Origin of the sequence: Robertmurraya beringensis (assembly GCF_042433785.1) — a bacterium.
Lineage (GTDB): Bacteria > Bacillota > Bacilli > Bacillales > Cytobacillaceae > Robertmurraya_A > Robertmurraya_A beringensis.
Genome location: NZ_JBHLUU010000015.1, coordinates 22245 through 43934, shown reverse-complemented (window position 1 = coordinate 43934; position 21690 = coordinate 22245). Strand labels below are relative to the sequence as shown.

Below are 21690 nucleotides of genomic sequence, written 5' to 3'. Positions count from 1 at the left end.
TTTAAAGGATAGGTATTCAATGGAACGATTTGAAACATTTCGTAATGCAATCACTCGATTTTGGAGAAACACTCATATTATCCAATTTTTATTATTACTTCTATTAGTTTTTGTATTATTTGCGATCCTTTATTTTGCTTTCCTCGCAAGCCAAGCAAATGTACAAACCTTAAAGGAAGGGTTAAAACAATCAACAGTTATATACGACAAGGACGGAGACGTCGCCACAGAGATTAGCACAAACCGAAATAAAGGCGTAGAGATTTCAGAACTCCCTGATTATGTTGGCAACGCAGTTGTTGCTATAGAGGATCACCGTTTCTATGTGCATAACGGATTTGACCTGAAAGGTATTACACGGGCTTTCTTTAAGAATTTATTTGCTGGTCGTATTACGGGAGGCGGTAGTACATTAACCCAGCAATTAACCAAAAATGCTCTACTCTCTCCTGAGAGAACGTATAAAAGAAAAATTGAAGAATTATTTCTCGCCCTTGAAATCGAAAAAAAATACGAAAAAGATGAAATCCTTCAGATGTATATTAATCAAGTATATTTTGGACATGGGGCATGGGGAATTGATCAAGCTGCCGCCAAGTACTTTAATAAAAGTGCTAGTGAATTAACTATTAGTGAATCCGCATTGCTTGCCGGATTACTTCAGGCTCCTTCTGCACGTAACCCATTTCAAAATTATGATGCAGCAATTGAACGCAGAGATGTTGTTCTCGCAAAAATGAAGGAAAATGGATTCATCACTGAGCAGGAGTACAAGGAAGCCATTGGCGAAAAGATTGTTCTTGAGGAGGGGGGCGGTGGCTTCCTCGACCGAGAATATCCTTCCTATACGGATGCGGTTCTTGACGAAGCGATTTCAAAATACGGATTAACACAGGAAGAAATCTTAACTAGAGGTTACAAAATTTATACTGAGATGGATCAAAACCTTCAGTCCTCACTTGAAACGATCTATTCAAATAACAGCAATTTTCCAAGAGGCAAGAAGGATGCGATGGTTCAAAGTGGTTCAGTACTTCTAGATCCGGCAACTGGAGGAGTAAGAGCGCTAGTTGGAGGACGAGGGGAATCCGTTTTCCGTGGATTTAATCGAGCGACCCATTTAAAAGCTCAACCAGGTTCGACTTTAAAGCCATTAGCTGTTTATACGCCTGCACTAGAAGAAGGATATGCCTTATCCTCTGTGTTAGAAGATAAGCAACAATCATTTGGTGACTACCAACCCGAAAACTATAATAAAACATATGCTGGTGAAGTCCCTATGTATGTTGCAATGCAGGAATCTCTAAATCTTCCAGCGGTTTGGCTTTTAGATCAAATCGGTTTGAACAAAGGAATAGAATCGTTAAATAAATTTGGCATTCCACTTCAAGAAGAGGATGAACATTTAGCGATCGCACTTGGAGGTATGAACGAAGGTACTTCCCCACTCCGATTAGCGGCAGCTTATTCTGCCTTTGCCAATAAGGGGAAACGAGCTGATGATCATCTTATAACAAAAATTGAAGGTCCAACAGGAAATATTATTGCTGAACATAAAAAGAAGGTCGTACAAGTAACAACCAAAAAAGTCGCGAATGAAATAACATCCATGCTTTTAAATGTTGTGGAATCTGGAACAGGTACCGCTGCACAAATTAGTGGATCACCGATTGCTGGGAAAACAGGTTCCACCCAGCTAAGCTTTTCAGGTGTTGATGGAACAAAGGATCAATGGTTTGTCGGCTATACTCCTGATCTAGTGGGTGCCATATGGATTGGTTATGATCAGACCGACCAAGATCATTATTTATCGGGATCAAGCTCAGAAACAGTCGTCCCAATCTTCAAGAAAATAATGGAGTCGGCCATTCCATATACGGATCAAACATCCTTTACGGTAAAATCCGTAAATGCTAGAATGCAAGGCGAACAAGACGCGGAAGAAACTCAAGAAGCGATTAAGGAAAAAGCAGAAAAAATTGAGCAAGTAATTAAAGAAGAGAGCTCAAAATGGAGTCAAGTGATTGATAAAATGAAAGAAGATCTAAAAACTGTCGGAGGATTATTGAAAGACAAACTTCAAGAACTTAAACAGTAATGGTCATAAAAAAAGGAAGCCTCCCGAGCTTCCTTTTTCCATTACTTATTCGGCTTCATTCCCAAACATATTATCATACTTTTCATTGTCGAACTGACCGTTTGGCTGATCAATGACACCACTATTATAGGCATCCATAATTTGTGCACTAACACTGTTCTCGCCCTGCTGGTCGTAAATATAATGTGATTGCCCTTTCATCTCTTCCTTTTTCATTGATGATTAGCTCCTTTAAAGTGTATTTTCCCGCCTCTATTATTTTTCGGAAAATTGCTACAGATATACATGAATTGGGTATTGTATAATAAAAGTTAAGGAGGAGATGAACATGAGTTTAACGTATAAGAAGATATTAGTTGCAGTAGATGGGTCTAAAGAAGCAGAATGGGCTTTTAAGAAATCCATAGAAGTGGCCAAACGGAACGATGCAACAATTCTACTAGCTCACATCATCGATACTCGAACTTTTGCAACCGTAGAAGCATATGACCGAACGATAGCGGAAAGAGCAGACAAGTTTGCTACAGAGCTAATGGAAAGCTATAAAGAGCAGGCATTCAATGCAGGAGTTCAACATGTAACCTATGAGATCGATTACGGCTCTCCAAAGGTGAAAATTCCTAAAGACTTAGCGAAAAAACATGAAGTAGATTTAATTATTTGTGGAGCAACTGGATTAAATGCGGTAGAACGATTTTTAATTGGAAGCGTTTCCGAACATATTACCCGTTATGCACGCTGTGATGTTTTGGTTGTTCGTACAGAAAAAGAATAAATAACGCAGGAAAGCACGCTATTAGTCATTAGCGTGCTTTTCTTGCTTTTACTTTAACTTTGATTTTGCTTTAACGATGGCCTCTTCTACCTGTGCAAACCCTGTTCCTCCTGCTGAGTTTCTACGTTTCACTGCAGTGACCGGGTTTAACACCTCGTATATATCATTCTCAAATAATGAATTTGCTTCCTTATATTGCTCGAGTGGTAAATCAGCCAAATAACATTGACTTTGAACACATGTAAGCACGAGCTTTCCTACGATTTCATGAGCTTCGCGGAATGGAATTCCTTTCCCTGATAAATAATCGGCAAGCTCGGTCGCATTAGAGAAGTCCTGCTTTGTAGCAACTTCCATTTCGTTCTCATTTACTTTCATCGTTTCAACCATACCAGCAAAAATCTTCAATGAGCCAGTAATCGTCTTTACCGTATCAAACATGCCTTCTTTATCTTCCTGCATGTCCTTGTTGTAAGCAAGTGGTAGCCCCTTTAATACCGTTAGTAAACCAAAGAGATTGCCATATACTCTTCCAGTCTTCCCACGGATTAACTCAGCCATATCAGGATTTTTCTTTTGCGGCATGATGCTTGATCCAGTTGTAAAGCTATCATCAAGTTCAATAAATCGAAATTCTTGACTTGACCATAAAATAAACTCCTCAGCTAGTCTTGATAAATGCATCATCAAGATCGAGCTTCCAGACATAAATTCCAATATAAAATCTCGATCACTAACAGCATCTAAACTATTTTCATAAATACTTGAAAACTCTAAAAGGCTAGCTGTAAGTTCACGGTCAATAGGGAATGTAGTTCCGGCTAAAGCACCTGCACCTAGTGGAGATTTATTAATTCTCTTAAGACTTTCTTGGAATCTTTCTTTGTCACGCTCAAGCATCCAAAAATAGGCAAGCAAGTGGTGAGCAAACGAGATAGGTTGTGCTCTTTGTAAGTGTGTATAGCCCGGCATGACAGTTTCGACATGCTTTTCAGCTTGCACTAATAAACTTTGCTGCAGTCCTTCAATCAGTTCAACAACATGCTGAGTCTCTCTTCGTAAGTACAAATGCATGTCGGTTGCCACTTGGTCATTTCTGCTTCTAGCTGTGTGGAGCTTCCCACCAACAGGGCCAATTAATTGAATAAGCTGACTCTCAAGATTCAAGTGAATATCCTCTAATTCTACAGAGAATTCAAGTTCATCATTGATCGCTTTTTCTTGTAAAATTTTCAGTCCATCTGTTATTTGAGCTGCTTCCTCGTGCGATATAATACCGCACGAAGAGAGCATGCTTACATGTGCTAAACTACCTTGAATATCTTCTAGGACTAGCTCTTTATCAAAGGAAATGGAGGCTCCAAATTCGTCTACCCATTCCTCTGCTGTTTTGGTAAAGCGTCCTCCCCAAAGCTTTTTCACACAGTCACCTTCTTTTGTTGCACTTGAGATTGTACCTTAGTTGGAAGACCCCATAGTTGGATAAAACCAACTGCAGATTGATGGTCAAACTGATCTTCTGCTGTATATGTTGCTAACTTTTCATCATACAAAGAGTAAGCTGACTTTCTTCCTTCAACAATCGCATGGCCTTTAAATAGCTTCACACGAACAGTACCTGTTACATACTTTTGTGTTTCCTTAAGGAACGCTTTTAAAGCAGTAGTTAGTGGTGAGAACCAAAGTCCATCATAAATCACTTCAGCAATCTTCTTGCTAATAACTGGCTTAAAATGAGCTACTTCCTTCACAAGTGTTAAGTCTTCAAGCTCTTTATGTGCTTTTAATAATGTCATCGCTCCTGGACACTCATACACTTCACGAGACTTAATACCCACAAGTCTGTTTTCCACATGGTCGATACGGCCAACCCCATGCTTACCAGCCATTTCATTTAATTTTAAAATCAACTCTGAAAGTGGGTAGCTTTTTCCGTTTAGGCTAACAGGAACTCCGCTAACAAACTCAATTTCAACAACATCCGCTTGATCTGGTGTTTGCTCAAGTGGCAATGTAATATCGTATGCTCCTTCAGGCGGTGCTGCCCAAGGATCTTCTAGTACACCACATTCAGCTGCTCTCCCCCAAAGGTTTTGATCAATTGAATATGGGCTATCTAAGTTAATCGGAATAGGAATTCCGTTTTTCTTTGCATATTCAATTTCTTCTTCACGAGACCAGCTCCACTCACGTACGGGAGCAAGAACTTTTAAATCAGGGTTTAACGCAGAAATGGATACTTCAAAACGAACTTGATCGTTTCCTTTTCCGGTACAACCATGCGCTACTGCAACAGCTCCTTCTTGCTCAGCAACTTCCACTAATTTTTTCGCAATTAGAGGACGAGATAGAGCTGATACAAGAGGATACTTTTCTTCGTACATCGCTTGAGCTTGCAATGCAATTAATGCATATTCATGCGCGAATTCTTCTTTTGCATCAATTACGTATGATGAAACCGCACCCACCTGCAATGCTTTTTGTTTAATAAAATCTAGATCTTTACCTTCTCCAACATCCAAACAGCATGCAACTACTGCATACCCTTGATCTTGAAGCCACTTTACTGCTACTGATGTATCTAAACCTCCTGAATAAGCAAGAACAACTTTTTGAACTGACATGGTAATCCTCCTAATATCGAATAAATATTCAAATGATTTATATTTTTATTCTTTAATAATATGTATACAAATGTAACAAGTTTTCTTCCTATTTTCAATACTTATTCTTAAAAATGTATAAAAATTTATTAAAATATTTATCAAGCTTTCGTCTGGAAGGCATGAAAAGACTGTAGTAGAATGATTATAAGATGAAAGGGAGGAGCTTTTAATGGAGAAATACTTTGAATTAAATGAAAGATTAGGTATCAAGCTCCCTGCTTTGCATAAAAACTGGGAGGATTATACCTTTCATACTCAGCAAAGCATTCTATTGGAGTGGGAGAAAATTAGAGGATACATTCCAGATCGAATTGCAGAACTCGAAGAACATATTAATATGAAGCAAGCCTCTTTATCAGATGAAAGTGATTTTCGGAAATCATGCCAATTAAACACCGAAATTGCTGAACTTGCTTCCATCATTAATGATTTATGGCTGTGGTATCGAACAAACCAGGATATAGGCGGGAAAGCCCACCATTAAAAGAACCTTCAGAAGGCTGAAGGCTCTTTTATTCTTTATTATTTTTTACATACTCTAGCGTGTTTGAATGATCGTTTCTTAAGGCATCTATAATTTCCTCATCCGGCTGGACAACTGGTACTTTTTCATCTTTTCCAGATTTTTTATATATCGATCTCACTTCAGATCGAGAGTCTACTACTTTCCATTTATCATTTACCTTTCTGATTGACAAATCAATAATCCCAAGATGATTCCCCCAATACCCAGCTTGTACTAATGGAATACTACGGATTGTACCTTTTTCGATATTGATAAATTGTTGCTGTAAAAAATAATCATCGTTGGGAAATAGAGAGTGACTATGACCGTAAAGGATGGCATCAATTCCTTCCACTTCTGTTAATGCCATGACACTATTTTCACTTTTATTTACTACACCCTCATCGGCTGCCAGACCGGCATGGGCTAGAACAATTATGATATCAGCACCTTCGCTCTTCATAATCGGTATGAAATGCTTAAGTGTTGACACCATGCTTTTTATTTTAATTTTCCCCTTAAAATGCTCCTCATCCCACTTTGCTGCAATGGGCGTAATTAACCCAATGACACCAACCTTGACATTCTGCTCAACCCCCATTGTATCTGTGAATCTTTTATCCAATATCATGTAAGGATTAAAATAATTGATATCATCAAATGCGTGTAAATTATGATCTTCCACATAAATATTAGCATTTACATATGGAAAATCAGCTCCCCGTAAGCTCGTTTGCAAAAAGTCTAACCCGAAATTAAACTCATGATTTCCAAGCGTTGCCCCGTCGTATTGGAGGCGATTTAACGCCTTAAATGCTGGATGGATGAAGCTTTGGTCAAATTGATACGTCTTAGAAGCAAGCTCAGCTAGTGCACTTCCTTGAATTAAATCACCATTATCAAAAAGAAGTACATTTTTTGCTTCCTTTCTTGCCTCTTTAATTACACTCGCTGTCCTTGCAAATCCGAATTCCACTGTTTCTTTATTGTTTCGATAGTCATAATCCATCATGTAACTATGTAGATCTGTCGTCTCAAGGATACGAAGCTCAATGGACGGAGGAACTGGCTCTTCTATTGCAATCACTTGTTCAGCAGGTGATGCAATAAGACAGGCAATAATAACGAAAAGTAATAAATTTCTCATCTACCCACCACCTTCTAATGTAAGAAGTGATTGATTTATTACTCTTCCCAAACTGCCCCTTATTTAACCAAAAAAAGTGAGAACTAATGTCTCACTTTTTTTACAGATCTTTTTTCAGTTCTCTTACGATATGACCGAGCTCAGGCAAGATTAATTTATTCATCGCAAGCCTTACAGCACCAGTTGAACCTGGAGTAGAAAAGACCGCTTTATTTTGAATAACTCCTGCAATCGCTCTTGATAAAATAGCAGCAGAGCCAATATCTTCCGTATAGCTAAGCATCCGAAACAATTCCCCGAACCCACTTATTTCTTTCTCAAAAAGCGCTTGAACGGTTTCGATCGTTACATCACGTTTCGCAATACCTGTACCACCATTTGTTAAAATAATATCGATTGAATCATCGATACAGCCCCGAAGAACTTCCCTAGTAATTTCTTCTCGTGAATCTTTAACAATCACGTAATCTCCAATCACATGATCATGTTCCTTCAATAAGGATATCATGAGCTGACCACTTTTATCGGTTTCCTCTGTTCTTGTATCACTCACAGTAATTACTTTACACGTCACAGAGCGAGGTGCAGTTTGCTTATGCTCATCTTTACTCATCGTATGTGTTCTCCTTTTCTGTTAGATAACGCAATTGATAATAGGAGTGAGCAAAATCCGTCACTTTTCTTGTTAATTGATAATTGCTACCTGCTCCAATGGCCATGGATATAAGGGGAATTCCTTGAAGGGTTTTATTTTTAAAGAAAAGAATGGCAATCGACTTAAAAATCTGTTTTAGAGGTTGTTCCATCCATGTAATATCTGTAAGTTCCTCTTTTCCCTCATAAAAGTATTCTCTATGTTTGCCAATATCCTGCTTTAATTCCTCCCAGCTATACACCTGCATTCGGACAGGATGGGTAGCAGCATGAAAAACTTTCAAAGAATTCATCATTTCAAATGGGGTATTAACTTCGTATCCATAGGTCATTGCAATAAGTTGAATCACTCTAAGATTGATGACGGTAACAGCAGGAAGATCCACACCCAATAAAAGAGCGCCACCAGTTCCAGACATTCCTCCTTGAGCAAAGGAATACAGTCTATGTCTCGAAATTTGTTGTTCAGCAATGTACTGAAGCTGATCAATGCTTAAATGTTTTAAATCCTCAATTTGTGTAATGCTTTGGTCAAATACTCTTCCAGCTGATAAAATTCGCTCTTTTGCATCGAACTGAAGTTGACTTCCTTGTATTAATGCATGTAAATGAAATAACCAGGTATCTAAGGCTATGTAAAACTGCTTCTGTGTTTCTTCTGGTAATAGGGAAAAAACTCGCTCTACGTATTTATCATACGTTACTTCAAGATCATTAGGAGAATAGCTGTAAAGACTCTCTTCCCATTCTTTAATCGAGGCCATCACTTGTTTTTCACGACTTGTTAAAGCCATTGCCTTCCCTCCTTCTTAACTAGCTTAAGTATAGCATACTCATGGTTTTTGGAGAAAAAGCAACAGGCAAATGCCAATCAGCATTTGCCTGTGTATAAGAATATTATTGAGCTAATTTTACAACATCACGTGCAATCATAACTTCTTCATTCGTTGGAATAACGATTACTTTTACTGGTGAATGCGGATAGTTAATAAATGCTTCTTCTCCACGTGTTTTGTTTAGAGCTGGATCCCAATATACACCCATAAACTCTAAGCCCTGAAGTACACGTGCACGAATGGCTTGGCTGTTCTCACCAATTCCTGCTGTAAAGATGATTGCATCAACACCATACATGCGAGATGCATAAGAACCAATATACTTATGGATTCGGTTACCGAATACTTCTAACGCTAATTCCGCACGTTCATTCCCTTTCTCAGCTTCCAACTCGATATCACGAAGGTCACTTGAGAATCCAGATACTCCTAACATTCCACTCTTTTTATTAAGGATATCCAATACTTCATCAGCACTGTTTCCTGTTTTCTCCATAATGAAAGGAATTAACGCTGGGTCAATATTTCCTGAACGAGTTCCCATTGTTACACCAGCAAGTGGGGTGAAGCCCATAGATGTATCAATAGACTTACCACCTTCAATCGCCGCAATACTTGCACCGTTACCTAAGTGACAAGAGATCAAGCGAAGCTGTTCAAGTGGACGACCTAATAGTTCTGCTGCACGCTCTGACACGTACTTGTGTGACGTACCATGGAAACCATATTTACGAATACCGTACTCTTTATAATATTCATAAGGCAAGCTGTATAAGAAAGAGCTTTCTGGCATTGTTTGATGGAAGGCTGTATCAAATACAGCAACCGCTGGCACATTTGGAAGTACTTGTTGGAATGCACGAATTCCAGTAATATTAGCAGGATTATGAAGAGGCGCTAGCTCTGATAACTCCTCGATCTTAGTTAACACTTCATCTGTAATTAAAACAGAGTCATTGAATTCTTCTCCACCATGCACGACACGATGACCAATACCATTAATTTCTTCAAGTGACTTAATAATTCCAGATTCAGTTAACTTATTTAAAAGCATTTTAACTGCAACCGCATGATCAGGTATATCTGTAACTTCTTCAACCTTTTCACCATTCACAGAAATCGTGAAAATAGAATCCTTAAGACCAATACGCTCAATTAGTCCTTTTGTAATAACATCTTCATTCGGCATTTCAAATAGTTGAAATTTCAGTGATGAACTTCCTGCGTTAATCGCAATTACCTTTGACATATGATAAGTACCGCTCCTTTTTTAAAGAAACTCTAAAATACGCTAATACAAATTTATTTTGCACTAAGACGCTCGTTTCTATCTCTCCATTCCCCATTTAATCACTGCCTCACATACATTTCAAGAACAAGCTAATTTTGGTATCGGTTACAGAATAAAGTAATTATATTCTGAAAATAAGACAAAAAACCGATAGCCTTTTTATAAGCTATCGGTTCCCTATTATTTGTTCTCTTTTATCCATATATCAATGTTTCTAAGCATTCGCTCGACATCTTGTCCTTTCGAAAGTGTCGGAATATTGACAAGAAGTACCTGCTTAGGTGGCAAAATGTCCCCGCCAAGTTTTTGCAGGATTAAAATGCTTTTTGCTGCCTGTTTATTTTTAAACATCGTCATAGGTAATTGTAGAATTCCTTGGATATGGGCTTGTTCCTTTAAGAAAGCATGAAGCTTAGGCGCCTCTTCACTTTCAAATAAACCATTGGGAATAATAAAAAATAAATATCCGCCCGCCTTCGTATGCTTGACACTTTGCTCAATAAACAGATGATGGGCGTATGAATGTCCTTCAGATGACTTTAACTCATAATCTTGTGCTCGAACGTCATTTGGGTAATATCCAACAGGTAGATCAGCGACGACTGCATCCACTGGATCTATAAATAACGGTTCTAAACTATCCTGATTAAACAATTCAATTTGATGTTCTTGAAGATTAGCATTTACGAATGAAAGGTGGATTAATAAATCGTCTATGTCTACTCCAATTGCAGTTACCTTTTTATTCACTTGATGGTTCATTACCGTAGTAAGTAAATTCCCTGTACCTACCGCTGGGTCAAGTAATCGGAAGTTTGTCGATTGAACAAATTTATCCACTAAATATCCTACCAACATTCCCACTGCGTCTGGAGTCATTTGATGGTTTGGTTGTACACTTTCCTTCATTCCTTTTAAAATAGCTAATTGATACGCCTTACGTAATTCCTCAGCTGTATATTTGTCCGGACGAAACGATTCGTAGCTTTTCTTTAATCTCTTAAGTGTCAATTCACTTAACTCTTCTTGTAATACAGATTGTTGAAAAAGGTTTTCACCTGTTTCAGCTAATGCCTCTAGGTATGTACAATTTAGCTCCTCCTGTAAAATAGAAGCCGTCTCATTAAACAATGTAAATAAATCTTCTAAAGTAGAAGGTGACATAATTCTTCCTCCTGAAAAATTCATATCTTCTATTGTATCTAGCATAGGGAAAGAAGGCAATTTTAAAGAGATGTAAAAAAGCCTCGAAGGTGATCGAGGCTTCTCGTTTTTATTATTGTGCTGATTTCGCCGCTTCCACTGCTGCTTCATAGTTTGGATGATCCGTTGCTTCACTTACATACTCTACGTAAGTTACTTTGTCATTAGAATCAACAACAAAAACAGCACGAGCAAGAAGGCGTAATTCTTGGATTGCCACGCCATATGCTTCTCCAAAAGAAAGATCTCTATGGTCAGAAACAGTTTGTACCTTATCGATACCTGCAGATGCACACCAACGCTTCTGCGCGAATGGTAAATCAACGCTAACCGTAAGAATTTGTACATTATCCAACTTCGCTGCTTCTTCGTTAAAACGGCGAGTTTGAGCATCACATACGCCTGTATCAATGGATGGTACGACACTGATTAGACGAACTTTCCCTTTGCTATCAGCTAACGTAACTGGTGATAAATCATTAGCTAAAACGGTAAAATCAGGTGCTGTGTCACCCACTTTAACTTCTTGACCTAAAAGTGTAACTGGATTCCCCTTAAAAGTAATTGATGCCATAAAAAAAATTCCTCCCATTCCAGAATATGTACACAAAAATCATAGCCCGTTCAACTTGATTTTGCAAATAATTACACTTATCTTTCACAGAAAAAAGTTAACTTCCTAACCGGAAGTTAACCCGTTACTTTTATATTTGTAAATCATGCTTAGGACCATCATAATCACTTGGATTCGACTGTTGGCTACTGTTACTACCTTGATCCTTATTTTTAGACATCATTTGCTGAATTTTGTCCACTGCTTGAGGAGCAAGGTCCAAAATCTTTTCATACAAATGTGTACTCTCATCAAGGTGTACCATTTTGACCTCTTTGGAATTTACAATTAAGAAAGCAATTGGAGTAATTGAAACACCGCCACCGCTACCTCCGCCAAATGGATGCTTTGAAGCTTCTTCCTTCCCATTATCAAGAGTGAATTCACTACCACCTGCAGCGAATCCAAAACCAACCTTTGAAACTGTTAAGATTACACTGCCATCAGGTGTTTCAACTGGATCACCAATGATTGTATTTACATCAATCATTTCCTTTAAATTTTCCATTGCTGTTGTCATTAACCCTTGAATCGGATGCTCAGACATATAAACTCCTCCTTACACGGATTTAGATTTTTCATTAGATAAAGCTGATAACGGCTTTGTTTTAAAATTAGGCCGTCCACCTTTCCAAAATTTAATCAGTTTAATTCCTGCTAACATAGCATGCCCGATCCGAAATTGAATCATACATGTAAAGGAGGTTTGAGAAATCGCCATTTGAAAATGGGGAGTAACGGTGATTTGCGGTAGATTCCTCATTCGCATATAGGCACTTAGAACGCCGATGAGACTACCTTTTGCTGCCCAAAATGCTCCGGTAATCATCCCCGTATATGCAGCATTCCCAACACCAATGACGGAGTCCCATTTGATATCTTTAATCGTTACTTTTTTTAGAAACTTGCGGATGATTGTATGCAATCCTACAACATGCTGTATCAAAACTTCAAAATCTTTAAAGCTATTCAGAATCTCTTTTGGTGTAAACTTGCTGGTTTCTTCATCCTTCACTTGTTCTTTTGCACCAGGTTCTTTTTTTGTTTTTACCACAACGGTTGGTGAGTCATCATCTATTTGAATGACTGGAATTTCAAGTTTGTATTGAATAAGACCAAATAAAGCTTTGAATTTTATTCTCAAATGGTCATCGTCTTGTCCATGATAGAAGTCGATAAACACCTTTAGCTTTAAAAAAAGGATAAGCAAAAATAAAAGCAATAAGATAATTAGGATTAAAAGTAGCCACTTCATTACTCTCACACCCTTCCGCCTACCATTATCGACAATATAAAAAAAAATAAACCTATCAACGGATTTGTTGACAGGTTTATTCATTATTGATCGTGAACAACAGTGGTATCTGCAAATAGATCATGTATTCCTTGCTTTTTAGGGAGAAACGCTACAAGTACATATAAAATAACGATAAACGTGGAAATAAATCGACCAACCCACTCTCGAAAAAGTACCGTACTCCAAGTTAGCTTTTCACCGTGTAAAGAAATCACCCTTAAACCAAAAACCATTTTTCCTAATGTTTGACCGAAGAATTTTGTCATTAATACAAAATATCCATAAAATGTGAGAGCTGTAGCGATTGTAATTGGAGCAAAAAAGTCACCACTATGCAAGTCTAGCCCTATCGCACGAAAGATAGGATGGATAAGGATTCGATCGATGCTTCCAATCACAAGTAGATCTAATAAATATGCCCAAAATCTCATCCAAAAGCCTGCGAACCGTGCATTGGAGAAAATGGTGTACCCTGCTTGAGGGGGGGCTGGTTGTTCCGCCCAATCCATTTGTTCCTTGTCATATTGATTGTTATCCATCTAAATGTCACCCTCCTTATTCCGCATACATATACATCAGTCTTGGAGAATTAGGCTGTGACAATAGCTTCATTAAACCAGTCATCTCTAAATCTTTTCCAACCATTTTACTTGCTGCCATACTGAATAATGAACCAAAGCCGAAGTTCTCACTGTAGCTAACTACCTGTGCTCCAGCTAATTTTTCATTTTTCTTCATAGCTACTGTTACATCTTCAAAATATCCAAAATCATCAATTAAACCAATTTCTTTTGCTTGTCTTCCATCATAAATTCGACCATCTGCAATCGATCTCACTTCTTCTTCGGACAATCCTCTGCCAGATGCAATCACATCCACAAAGCCTTCGTAAGAGTTGTTAATCATCGTTTGAAGGATATTTCTTTCCTCTTCCGTCATCTCTCTTGATGGACTCATAATGTCTTTAAACTCTCCACTTTTGATTGTTACAAATTCAACACCGTATTTTTCTGCTAATCCGGCATAATTGACCCCTTGCATAATTACTCCCAATGAGCCCGTTAACGTTTCAGGACTGGCGTAAATTTTATCAGCAGGGGCAGAAATATAATAGCCGCCTGAAGCTGCCATCGACCCCATTGAGACGTAGATTGGTTTTTTTGTCTCTTCAGAGATTTCTACTAGCTTGTCATGAATCTCTGCACTTTCAACCACTCCACCACCAGGAGAATTGACCTTTAGAATAATCCCCTTTACATCTTTATCTTCTTTCACATGTTCCAAGTTCTCCATAAAAGCTGAATGATTATAACCAGGTGACTGGAAAAATGATGTTACATCCCCCGTGTCTTGAATCGCTCCATTTACTTCTAGAACGGCAATTTTCTTGGACGCATTTCCTTCCTCAATAATTTCCTCGATAAAAGGTTCCTCTGTGGCAGAAAATACCTCTGTCCATGAGCTCTCGATGTTGCTAAAGGCCATCGAAGAGAGTGCATTTGTCACCCAAGAAAATACTAATAATACTACAGCAATACCGAGTGCTGCCCAACGCTTTCCATTCATCTATGATCCTCCTTTTTCCACTTCCCTCTACTATTACGGTTCTCCTTTTAAAATGTTTCAAAAACAGGTAAACTAATTTCTGTATCCTACATTTTAGCAAAATAAAGATATAATGGTAAATTTAAACTCGTCTGGAGGAAATTTCAATGTCTAACCGTCGAAATATTTTTTTCTATCACAAAAAAGATTCGGATATGTTAGAAACGGTTTCACCACTTTATGAGCTTGCAGCAAAGCAAGGATTTACAGTAGTCAAAGATCACAAAGACGCAAATATTGTTGTCAGTATCGGTGGAGATGGAACATTCCTACAAGCTGTTAGAAAAACCGGCTTTCGTGAGGACTGTTTATATGCAGGTATTTCTACAACTGAAAGTTTAAAAGTTTACTGTGACTTCCATATCAATGAAACAGATAAAATGATTGAGGCAACGACAAATGAACAAATAGAAGTAAGACGCTATCCAACCATTGATGTTTTGGTGGATGGAGAAATGTCCTTTCAATGTTTAAACGAGTTTAGTATTCGCTCTTCTATTATTAAAACATTCGTTCTAGAAGTATTTATTGATGACCTTCATTTCGAAACCTTCCGTGGTGACGGGATGATCGTTTCTACACCGACAGGCAGTACAGCATACAGTAAATCAGTCAATGGAGCTGTTGTTGACCCATTCCTACCGTCAATCCAAGTAAGTGAGCTAGCGTCCTTAAATACGAATTATTATCGTACGCTAGGATCTCCCTTTATCTTAAGCGGAGAGAGAAAGCTTTCATTAAGAGTTGTACAAGATGGAAACGATCACCCAACAATGGGCATGGACAATGAAGCCCTCAGTTTGCAGCATGTGGAGAGGGTGGATATCCAACTCAGTGAAAAGAGAATTAAAACAGTGAAATTGAAGGATAATTCGTTCTGGGAAAAAGTAAAGAGAACATTCTTATAACTTGATTTCGGGGGCTTTGGAAAAGCCCCTATTTAGGAGGTTATCAATTGATCATAAAACAAAGAACGGTACCGAAAGAACTCTTGATTTTAAGGTACTTGGATAAACGAATGAAATTACTAGAGGTTGATCGGCTTGAAAAATTGGAAAAAGGGTATGCCGGAGAATTGCAGTGGGATTACCTAATGACTAATGGGCTATCATCTGCCAATTATTTAATGATGAATGATTTATTACTTACAAATAGTGGTGGACATACATTTCAAATTGACTCATTGCTCTTGAAAAGGAAGTTTATCGTTTTTGAAGTGAAAAATTTTGACGGAGAATATTTTTTAGAAAATAATCGTTGGTATACGATTAAGAAAGTGGAAATCCAAAGCCCCCTCATACAACTCCAGAGAACCGAAACCGCCTTTAGAAGATTATTAAAAGACCTAGGCATAAACATCCCCGTTGAAGCTTATCTAGTATTTGTAAACCCCGAGTTCACTCTCTTTCATGCACCCATTCATTCTTCACCTCGTTCCCCGCTCAACCGGCAATTAGAACTCCATTAATTTCACAAACCACAGTAAAAAAGCTGACTACCAAGCAGTCAGCTTCCTTTTCCCATCATGCCCCAAATCTTTTTCGGACAGGTCCCAGTGTGTTTGCAAATAATTTCGTTTTTGATATCGAGTAAATGGTAAGAGCGGACCAGATAAAGATAAATGCTTGTAGGTGGTGTTTTGTAAACTGCTCTCCATATACAAGCACACCTAATATAAGCGTAATCGTTGGGGCGATATATTGCAGGAATCCTAACATGGATAACGGAATCTTTTGCGCTCCTTTTGCAAAATACAGAAGCGGCAAGGCAGTCGCTGCTCCAGCTCCGACCAATAAAAGATCAGTTGTTACAGAACCTGCAAATAACGCATGCTCTCCATTTAAAAATAAGAAAACCATATATGCTAACGCAAATGGGGTAACGACCAACGTTTCTAATGTTAATCCCACAGCAGAATCAACTTTAATCATTTTCTTCGCCAGTCCATATACCCCAAAGGAGAATGCTAATACAATCGAAATCCATGGAAACTTCCCGTACGATATTCCTAAAATCAATACCCCAACTCCAGCGATAATAAAGGAAACATACTGAGCAGGAGAAAGCTTCTCCTTTAAGAATATGACACCTAATAGAACACTGACTAACGGGTTAATATAATACCCAAGGCTAGCTTCAATCATATGATGATGATTCACAGCCCATATATAAATAAACCAGTTGGTACTAATTAATAAAGAAGCAATAATTAGTGCGTACATTTCTTTACGATTTTGCTTAAAACCTTTTAGAACGGAAATTAAATTCCTGATCTTTTTTGAAAAAAATAAAACTACCATCATAAATGCAAAGGACCAAAAGATACGATTGGCTAAAATATCTTCTGCGTTTACATGATCAAGTAGCTTCCAGTAAATCGGTAAAATTCCCCATAATAAATACGAAAGGCCCGCTTGAAACGCACCTGTTTTTATTTCATTTCTCTCCATGAGTACCCTCTATTCTTTCTAGACTCGAAACATTTACTTATTATAAAGGGTAAATTCAAATCATGCTATACATTTATTGCAAAAATAGAGAGAAGAAATTGAATTCCTCTCTCTGATATATTATTAATTTTCACTCGCCAGCTCCTGCTCTTTCCTTCTTAACTCGACTCTGCGAATCTTTCCAGAGGTTGTTTTCGGCAGTTCTTTGATAAAGTCAATTTTCCGCGGATATTTATATGGAGCTGTTAACTCTTTGACATGGCTTTGAAGGGTGCTAATCAGCTCGGGATCCTTTTCATCTACCCCTTCTTTTAGAACAACAAACGCTTTTACGATACTCCCTCGTACTTCATCCGGACTTGCTACCACAGCACATTCTTTCACAAAAGGATGCTTCACAAGAGCATCTTCCACTTCGAACGGTCCAATAGTATAACCAGAGCTGATAATAATATCATCGCCGCGCCCTTCAAACCAGAAATACCCGTCTTCATCCTTTTTCGCTTTGTCACCAGTTATATAGTAGTTTCCACGAAACTGCATGGCAGTTCTTTCCGCGTCCTTGTAATAATTTTTAAATAAAGCTGGGGTTTCAACATGGACTGCAATATCACCAACCTCACCTATCTCACAAATCTCACCATATTCATTAATAATTTCCACATTATTTCCCGGGGTCGGTTTTCCCATCGATCCAGCCTTCAACGTCATCTCTTTTGTAATTCCTACTAGTAATGTATTCTCTGTTTGACCATATCCGTCACGAACATCAAGCCCGAAATGTTTTTTAAACGTGTCAATTACATTCCTATTTAAAGGCTCACCAGCAGATACCGCACTATGAAGATTGTTCAAACGATACTCATGAATATTTTCTACTTTAGCCATCAAACGGTATTCAGTCGGAGTACAGCATAGTACGCTTATTTTGTAATCTTGCAATAAGGTCAAGTATTTGCTTGGATCAAACTTACCATTGTAAACAAATCCAGTTGCCCCTGAGCCTAACACTGATAAAAATGGACTCCAAATCCACTTTTGCCATCCAGGTCCTGCCGTTGCCCATACACGATCTCCTTCCTCAATGCATAACCAGTTAGGAGCTGCTGTTCTCAGATGAGCATAAGCCCAGCCATGCGTGTGAACAACCCCTTTTGGATTGCCTGTTGTTCCTGAAGTATAAGATAAGAAAGCCATATCATCGCTTCTAGTAGAGGCTAATTCGAATTCTGTAGAAGCCATCATCATTTCATTTTCTAACGTCTTCCACCCATCCGCTTTTCCACCAATGACAAATCGAGGGATACCTTTACACTCTTCTATCTGATTAAATTGCTCAATATAAGGATAATAACTTACAACTGCCTTTACGTCTCCGTGTTGAATACGATATTGAAAGTCCTTTGTACGCAGCATTTCTGAGCTAGGAATAACAACGAGCCCAGCTTTAAGCCCTGCAATATATACTTCATAGGCTTCAATTAATCTAGGCACAACAATTAGAACAACATCACCTTGCTTTAAACCCTCAGAAAAGAAAACGTTTCCAATTTTATTTGCATTCAATAATAAATGTTGATACGTGATTTGTTTTTTACATCCCGACTCATCTTCCCAAATCAGGGCAACTCTTTCGTGATCTTCAGAAAATCTTTCCATTTCACTTACTAAATTATATTTTTCAGGTGCTAGTAAATCTTCTCGTTTCACTGCCTCTCCCCCTAAAATATTTTCTATGTAATGTCTCTGATGTCACACATGTAATTATACAAAATTATTTTAAAATTTAAAATTGTTTTATAATAAATAAAGAGGCACCCCATTTAAGGGAATGCCTCTGTAGCCATTTCTCTATTTAGTTGGAGTGATTATTGTCTTCCGCTCATAGATTGTTGAGCAAAAGAAACTAGGCGTTTTGTAATTTCTCCACCAACAGATCCGTTAGCACGAGAAGTTGTTTCAGCACCTAAGTTAACACCAAACTCAGTAGCGATTTCGTACTTCATTTGGTCGATAGCTTGTTGAGCACCAGCTACAAGTAATTGATTTGAATTGTTGTTGTTTGCCATGTGAATCACCTCCTTGTGAGTATAGAATGTGTCAAACACATGGCCTTCATTCAAATAATCACTTGGAAATTGTTCACAATTCCGTTAGAATAATTCTCCAAATACTTGATCCTTTTTATCGTCATCGGGTTTTATTTGAATGGTTTCAACTTTATCAACCGCTTCTTGTATCAACTGTTCAAAGTCTACAAAGCTTTCGTAATATTGAACCTTTTCAAGCTTTGGTTTTGTTTTCGGAGCGGCAGGCACAAAAACAGTACAGCAGTCTTCATAGGGTTGAATGGAGATATGATGGGTATCAATCGTTTTTGCAATATTAATTATTTCAGACTTATCCATAGTGATTAAAGGTCTTAAAATTGGTGTAGATGTAACATCATTAATCGCTAGCATACTTTCTAAGGTTTGACTTGCTACTTGGCCCAAGCTTTCCCCCGTAACGATGGCTAACCCTTCAAATTTGCGGCGAATTTCATCTGTTATCCGAAGCATCATCCGTCTTGTTGCCGTCATGGTATAGTTTTCTGGTATTTGCTTTTGAATAAGCTGTTGAATAGCCGTAAAAGGAACGATATGGAGAGTAAAGTACCCACCATTTAGTAATGACAACTTTTCTGCCAATTCAACTACCTTTTGTTTGGAACGCTCACTTGTAAAAGGCGGACTAAAGAAATGAACAGCCTCTATTTCTACCCCTCTTTTCATGGCCATATAGCCAGCAACTGGGCTATCAATTCCACCAGATAGCATCAACATGGCCTTCCCACTAGATCCGATAGGCATTCCACCTGCCCCCATAATCGTTTCGATTGAGAGATAAACAGCTTCTGTACGTACCTCAACCTGAACGTCAATGGTTGGATTTTTTACATCTACCTTTAGATCAGGGACATTTTGTAAAATGTGAGAACCAAGAGCATAATTTAGTTGCCCTGTATCAAGAGGATAGTCCTTATTCGCGCGTCTAGTTGAAATTTTAAAAGTATCTCCTACTTTATAGTTGTTTAAGAATAATTGTAACGCTGCTTCTTTAACTTCCTCGAGATCCAGGCTAGTCTTAATGACCGGACTAAAGGATTGAATGCCAGGAAGGATTTTTAACTTCTCGATAATTCCCTCACCATTTTCCCCATTTAACAAAATATACATACGGTCCCTAGTTGTCTCAATAATGATGTTAGGAAATTTGGTTAGTGCACGCTTTGCACTTCTTTTCAACTTTTCAACAAACTTCGTACGATTTCGTCCCTTTGTTGATATTTCACCGTACCTTATTAAAATTCGATCGTAATTCATTAGTGCATAACCTCTCTTAGTTCAGTAGCTGTTGTTTGTATAATAGAAACCGCCTTACTTGCCTCTTCAAGAGTGTTTTCATACGATAAACTCATTCGAATCGCACTTTCTGCGACCTCTTTTGAGACATTCATAGCCAATAGTGTATGGCTTATGGCCTTCTTTTTTGAAGAACATGCGCTTGTGGTCGAGACAATTAACCCTTTCTCTTCTAACGCATGTACAAATACTTCTCCTCTAAACCCTTTTACAGAGAAATTAATGATATGAGGAGCTTGCCCCTTGCTTGGAGTATGAATAACAATATCTTCAAGCGCTTGTAGTTCTTTAAGAAGATAACTTTGAACTTCGCTAATTTGACTTAATTTTGTTTTGTAACTTTGTAAAGTTAGTCTCAATGCTTTTGCCATTGAAACCGCTCCAGCAACATTCTCCGTCCCACTTCGGAGCTTCCATTCTTGATTTCCTCCAGAAAAAAGCGGAGAAATTTGGACCCCTTCACGGACGACTAACACGCCTGTTCCCTTTAAACCATGAAATTTGTGAGCGGATATCGAGCAGAGATCAATATGATATCTTTGAATATCGAGTGCTACTTTTCCAACGCCTTGTACATAATCCACATGAAATAATATTTTGGAATAGCCTTTTAGCATGTTGCCGATTTCTTTAATAGGCTGAATCGTACCTACCTCATTATTTACATGCATGATCGACACTAAGATCGTATCGTGACAGATGGCATCTTCTATATCGGAAATAGAAACTCTCCCTTCCGTATCCACTGGAACAACCGTTATTCGAAATCCTAATTCCTTCAGCTGTTGAAACGCCTCTCTAACGGATGCATGCTCAACCGCTGATGTAATAATATGTTTCCCTCTGTTTCGATACATAAGTGCAGTACCTTTAATTGCTAAGTTATTGCTCTCCGTACCTCCAGATGTAAAGTAAACCTCTCTCGGATTTACCTGTAAAAGCTCACCTATTTGTTTTCTAGCTTGCGCTAACAAGCTCTCCGCTTCTACACCTAATCGATGAATAGATGAAGGATTCCCAAAAAATTCACTTGAAACTTTTACAAATGAATCCACAACTTCTGGAAATGGTTTGGTTGTTGCACTATTATCAAAATAAATCATGTATAAAACCCCTTTATCTTACCAATCACGGGTAAACTCAACT

At 38.2% G+C, this 21690-nt stretch carries 23 protein-coding genes; 5 read left to right on the top strand and 18 right to left on the bottom strand.

The window, feature by feature from the left end; genetic code table 11:
• The first annotated feature begins 19 nt into the window (after positions 1-19).
• Positions 20-2098, top strand: coding sequence for a transglycosylase domain-containing protein (locus tag ACFFHF_RS02525; RefSeq protein WP_377057562.1), 2079 nt, complete (start codon positions 20-22; stop codon positions 2096-2098).
• Positions 2099-2143: 45 nt separating this feature from the next.
• On the opposite strand, the gene ACFFHF_RS02520 is transcribed toward ACFFHF_RS02525, so the two are convergent.
• Positions 2144-2314: a hypothetical protein gene (locus ACFFHF_RS02520; RefSeq protein WP_377057561.1), complete on the bottom strand. Its 171-nt coding sequence runs from the start codon at positions 2312-2314 to the stop codon at positions 2144-2146.
• Positions 2315-2426: 112 nt separating this feature from the next.
• Here ACFFHF_RS02520 and ACFFHF_RS02515 point away from each other — a divergent pair, with 112 nt between their 5' ends.
• Complete coding sequence (locus ACFFHF_RS02515) at positions 2427-2873, top strand: universal stress protein (RefSeq protein WP_377057560.1); 447 nt, start codon at positions 2427-2429, stop codon at positions 2871-2873.
• Between the two features lie 48 nt (positions 2874-2921).
• On the opposite strand, the gene argH is transcribed toward ACFFHF_RS02515, so the two are convergent.
• Positions 2922-4295 carry an argininosuccinate lyase gene (gene argH, locus ACFFHF_RS02510; protein ID WP_377057559.1) on the bottom strand — a complete coding sequence of 458 codons (1374 nt, stop codon included), beginning with the start codon at positions 4293-4295 and terminating at the stop codon, positions 2922-2924.
• Positions 4292-5497, bottom strand: a complete 1206-nt coding sequence (locus ACFFHF_RS02505; RefSeq protein WP_160546625.1) for an argininosuccinate synthase — start codon at positions 5495-5497, stop codon at positions 4292-4294. The genes argH and ACFFHF_RS02505 overlap by 4 nt, the downstream gene beginning before the upstream one ends.
• A gap of 211 nt (positions 5498-5708) precedes the next feature.
• Here ACFFHF_RS02505 and ACFFHF_RS02500 point away from each other — a divergent pair, with 211 nt between their 5' ends.
• On the top strand, positions 5709-6023 hold the full coding sequence (locus ACFFHF_RS02500) for a hypothetical protein (protein WP_160546624.1): 315 nt from the start codon (positions 5709-5711) through the stop codon (positions 6021-6023).
• 28 nt (positions 6024-6051) lie between these two features.
• Here the strand turns inward: ACFFHF_RS02500 and ACFFHF_RS02495 are convergent, their stop codons facing one another.
• The 10 genes from ACFFHF_RS02495 to sppA form a co-directional block, all read right to left on the bottom strand.
• Positions 6052-7191: a metallophosphoesterase gene (locus ACFFHF_RS02495; RefSeq protein ID WP_377057558.1), complete on the bottom strand. Its 1140-nt coding sequence runs from the start codon at positions 7189-7191 to the stop codon at positions 6052-6054.
• Between the two features lie 100 nt (positions 7192-7291).
• The gene (locus ACFFHF_RS02490) at positions 7292-7804 is read right to left on the bottom strand and encodes a MogA/MoaB family molybdenum cofactor biosynthesis protein (RefSeq protein ID WP_160546622.1); all 513 of its coding nucleotides are present in this window, start codon (positions 7802-7804) and stop codon (positions 7292-7294) included.
• Positions 7797-8639, bottom strand: a complete 843-nt coding sequence (locus ACFFHF_RS02485; RefSeq protein ID WP_160546621.1) for an EcsC family protein — start codon at positions 8637-8639, stop codon at positions 7797-7799. The genes ACFFHF_RS02490 and ACFFHF_RS02485 overlap by 8 nt, the downstream gene beginning before the upstream one ends.
• Positions 8640-8742: 103 nt before the next feature.
• Positions 8743-9930, bottom strand: a complete 1188-nt coding sequence (locus ACFFHF_RS02480) for an acetate kinase (protein WP_160546620.1) — start codon at positions 9928-9930, stop codon at positions 8743-8745.
• A 222-nt stretch (positions 9931-10152) separates the two neighbouring features.
• On the bottom strand, positions 10153-11136 hold the full coding sequence (locus ACFFHF_RS02475) for a class I SAM-dependent methyltransferase (protein ID WP_160546619.1): 984 nt from the start codon (positions 11134-11136) through the stop codon (positions 10153-10155).
• Positions 11137-11248: 112 nt separating this feature from the next.
• A complete protein-coding gene (gene tpx / locus ACFFHF_RS02470) occupies positions 11249-11749 on the bottom strand; it encodes a thiol peroxidase (protein WP_160546618.1) in 501 nt (166 codons plus the stop codon).
• 130 nt (positions 11750-11879) lie between these two features.
• Positions 11880-12335 carry a GerW family sporulation protein gene (gene ytfJ / locus ACFFHF_RS02465; protein WP_377057557.1) on the bottom strand — a complete coding sequence of 152 codons (456 nt, stop codon included), beginning with the start codon at positions 12333-12335 and terminating at the stop codon, positions 11880-11882.
• Between the two features lie 12 nt (positions 12336-12347).
• Positions 12348-13043 (bottom strand): DUF2953 domain-containing protein, encoded by a 696-nt coding sequence (locus tag ACFFHF_RS02460; RefSeq protein ID WP_377057556.1) that lies wholly within the window; start codon positions 13041-13043, stop codon positions 12348-12350.
• A gap of 83 nt (positions 13044-13126) precedes the next feature.
• Positions 13127-13594 carry an RDD family protein gene (locus ACFFHF_RS02455; RefSeq protein WP_377057653.1) on the bottom strand — a complete coding sequence of 156 codons (468 nt, stop codon included), beginning with the start codon at positions 13592-13594 and terminating at the stop codon, positions 13127-13129.
• Positions 13595-13640: 46 nt separating this feature from the next.
• On the bottom strand, positions 13641-14651 hold the full coding sequence (sppA, locus tag ACFFHF_RS02450; protein WP_160546614.1) for a signal peptide peptidase SppA: 1011 nt from the start codon (positions 14649-14651) through the stop codon (positions 13641-13643).
• A 146-nt stretch (positions 14652-14797) separates the two neighbouring features.
• Here sppA and ACFFHF_RS02445 point away from each other — a divergent pair, with 146 nt between their 5' ends.
• Together ACFFHF_RS02445 and ACFFHF_RS02440 are read left to right on the top strand one after the other, a co-directional pair.
• Positions 14798-15598, top strand: a complete 801-nt coding sequence (locus ACFFHF_RS02445) for an NAD kinase (protein WP_377057554.1) — start codon at positions 14798-14800, stop codon at positions 15596-15598.
• Between the two features lie 47 nt (positions 15599-15645).
• Positions 15646-16158, top strand: a complete 513-nt coding sequence (locus tag ACFFHF_RS02440) for a nuclease-related domain-containing protein (RefSeq protein ID WP_377057553.1) — start codon at positions 15646-15648, stop codon at positions 16156-16158.
• Positions 16159-16213: 55 nt separating this feature from the next.
• Here the strand turns inward: ACFFHF_RS02440 and rarD are convergent, their stop codons facing one another.
• The 5 genes from rarD to ACFFHF_RS02415 all read right to left on the bottom strand — a co-directional run bounded on the left by rarD (position 16214) and on the right by ACFFHF_RS02415 (position 21647).
• Entirely contained in the window at positions 16214-17140 is a 927-nt protein-coding gene (gene rarD / locus ACFFHF_RS02435; protein WP_377057552.1) for an EamA family transporter RarD, read from the bottom strand.
• A gap of 123 nt (positions 17141-17263) precedes the next feature.
• Positions 17264-18850 (bottom strand): acyl-CoA synthetase MbcS, encoded by a 1587-nt coding sequence (gene mbcS, locus ACFFHF_RS02430; RefSeq protein WP_377057551.1) that lies wholly within the window; start codon positions 18848-18850, stop codon positions 17264-17266.
• Positions 18851-19008: 158 nt separating this feature from the next.
• Entirely contained in the window at positions 19009-19209 is a 201-nt protein-coding gene (locus ACFFHF_RS02425) for an alpha/beta-type small acid-soluble spore protein (protein WP_119709401.1), read from the bottom strand.
• Positions 19210-19293: 84 nt separating this feature from the next.
• Positions 19294-20505 (bottom strand): tRNA uracil 4-sulfurtransferase ThiI, encoded by a 1212-nt coding sequence (gene thiI / locus ACFFHF_RS02420; protein ID WP_340904907.1) that lies wholly within the window; start codon positions 20503-20505, stop codon positions 19294-19296.
• Positions 20505-21647, bottom strand: coding sequence for a cysteine desulfurase family protein (locus ACFFHF_RS02415; protein ID WP_160546988.1), 1143 nt, complete (start codon positions 21645-21647; stop codon positions 20505-20507). Before ACFFHF_RS02415 ends, thiI begins: the two co-directional genes overlap by 1 nt.
• Positions 21648-21690: the final 43 nt, after the last annotated feature.

What these genes read in the sequence shown, in the direction of transcription:
- ACFFHF_RS02415 (WP_160546988.1), bottom strand. Translation starts at nt 21,647, where the DNA reads ATGATTTATTTTGATAATAGTGCAACAACCAAACCATTTCCAGAAGTT.
- ACFFHF_RS02445 (WP_377057554.1), top strand. Translation starts at nt 14,798, where the DNA reads ATGTCTAACCGTCGAAATATTTTTTTCTATCACAAAAAAGATTCGGAT.
- ACFFHF_RS02525 (WP_377057562.1), top strand. Translation starts at nt 20, where the DNA reads ATGGAACGATTTGAAACATTTCGTAATGCAATCACTCGATTTTGGAGA.
- ACFFHF_RS02480 (WP_160546620.1), bottom strand. Translation starts at nt 9,930, where the DNA reads ATGTCAAAGGTAATTGCGATTAACGCAGGAAGTTCATCACTGAAATTT.
- rarD (WP_377057552.1), bottom strand. Translation starts at nt 17,140, where the DNA reads ATGGAGAGAAATGAAATAAAAACAGGTGCGTTTCAAGCGGGCCTTTCG.
- ACFFHF_RS02475 (WP_160546619.1), bottom strand. Translation starts at nt 11,136, where the DNA reads ATGTCACCTTCTACTTTAGAAGATTTATTTACATTGTTTAATGAGACG.
- tpx (WP_160546618.1), bottom strand. Translation starts at nt 11,749, where the DNA reads ATGGCATCAATTACTTTTAAGGGGAATCCAGTTACACTTTTAGGTCAA.
- ACFFHF_RS02490 (WP_160546622.1), bottom strand. Translation starts at nt 7,804, where the DNA reads ATGAGTAAAGATGAGCATAAGCAAACTGCACCTCGCTCTGTGACGTGT.
- thiI (WP_340904907.1), bottom strand. Translation starts at nt 20,505, where the DNA reads ATGAATTACGATCGAATTTTAATAAGGTACGGTGAAATATCAACAAAG.
- ACFFHF_RS02460 (WP_377057556.1), bottom strand. Translation starts at nt 13,043, where the DNA reads ATGAAGTGGCTACTTTTAATCCTAATTATCTTATTGCTTTTATTTTTG.
- ACFFHF_RS02500 (WP_160546624.1), top strand. Translation starts at nt 5,709, where the DNA reads ATGGAGAAATACTTTGAATTAAATGAAAGATTAGGTATCAAGCTCCCT.
- sppA (WP_160546614.1), bottom strand. Translation starts at nt 14,651, where the DNA reads ATGAATGGAAAGCGTTGGGCAGCACTCGGTATTGCTGTAGTATTATTA.
- ytfJ (WP_377057557.1), bottom strand. Translation starts at nt 12,335, where the DNA reads ATGTCTGAGCATCCGATTCAAGGGTTAATGACAACAGCAATGGAAAAT.
- ACFFHF_RS02455 (WP_377057653.1), bottom strand. Translation starts at nt 13,594, where the DNA reads ATGGATTGGGCGGAACAACCAGCCCCCCCTCAAGCAGGGTACACCATT.
- ACFFHF_RS02425 (WP_119709401.1), bottom strand. Translation starts at nt 19,209, where the DNA reads ATGGCAAACAACAACAATTCAAATCAATTACTTGTAGCTGGTGCTCAA.
- ACFFHF_RS02520 (WP_377057561.1), bottom strand. Translation starts at nt 2,314, where the DNA reads ATGAAAAAGGAAGAGATGAAAGGGCAATCACATTATATTTACGACCAG.
- ACFFHF_RS02495 (WP_377057558.1), bottom strand. Translation starts at nt 7,191, where the DNA reads ATGAGAAATTTATTACTTTTCGTTATTATTGCCTGTCTTATTGCATCA.
- ACFFHF_RS02485 (WP_160546621.1), bottom strand. Translation starts at nt 8,639, where the DNA reads ATGGCTTTAACAAGTCGTGAAAAACAAGTGATGGCCTCGATTAAAGAA.
- ACFFHF_RS02515 (WP_377057560.1), top strand. Translation starts at nt 2,427, where the DNA reads ATGAGTTTAACGTATAAGAAGATATTAGTTGCAGTAGATGGGTCTAAA.
- ACFFHF_RS02505 (WP_160546625.1), bottom strand. Translation starts at nt 5,497, where the DNA reads ATGTCAGTTCAAAAAGTTGTTCTTGCTTATTCAGGAGGTTTAGATACA.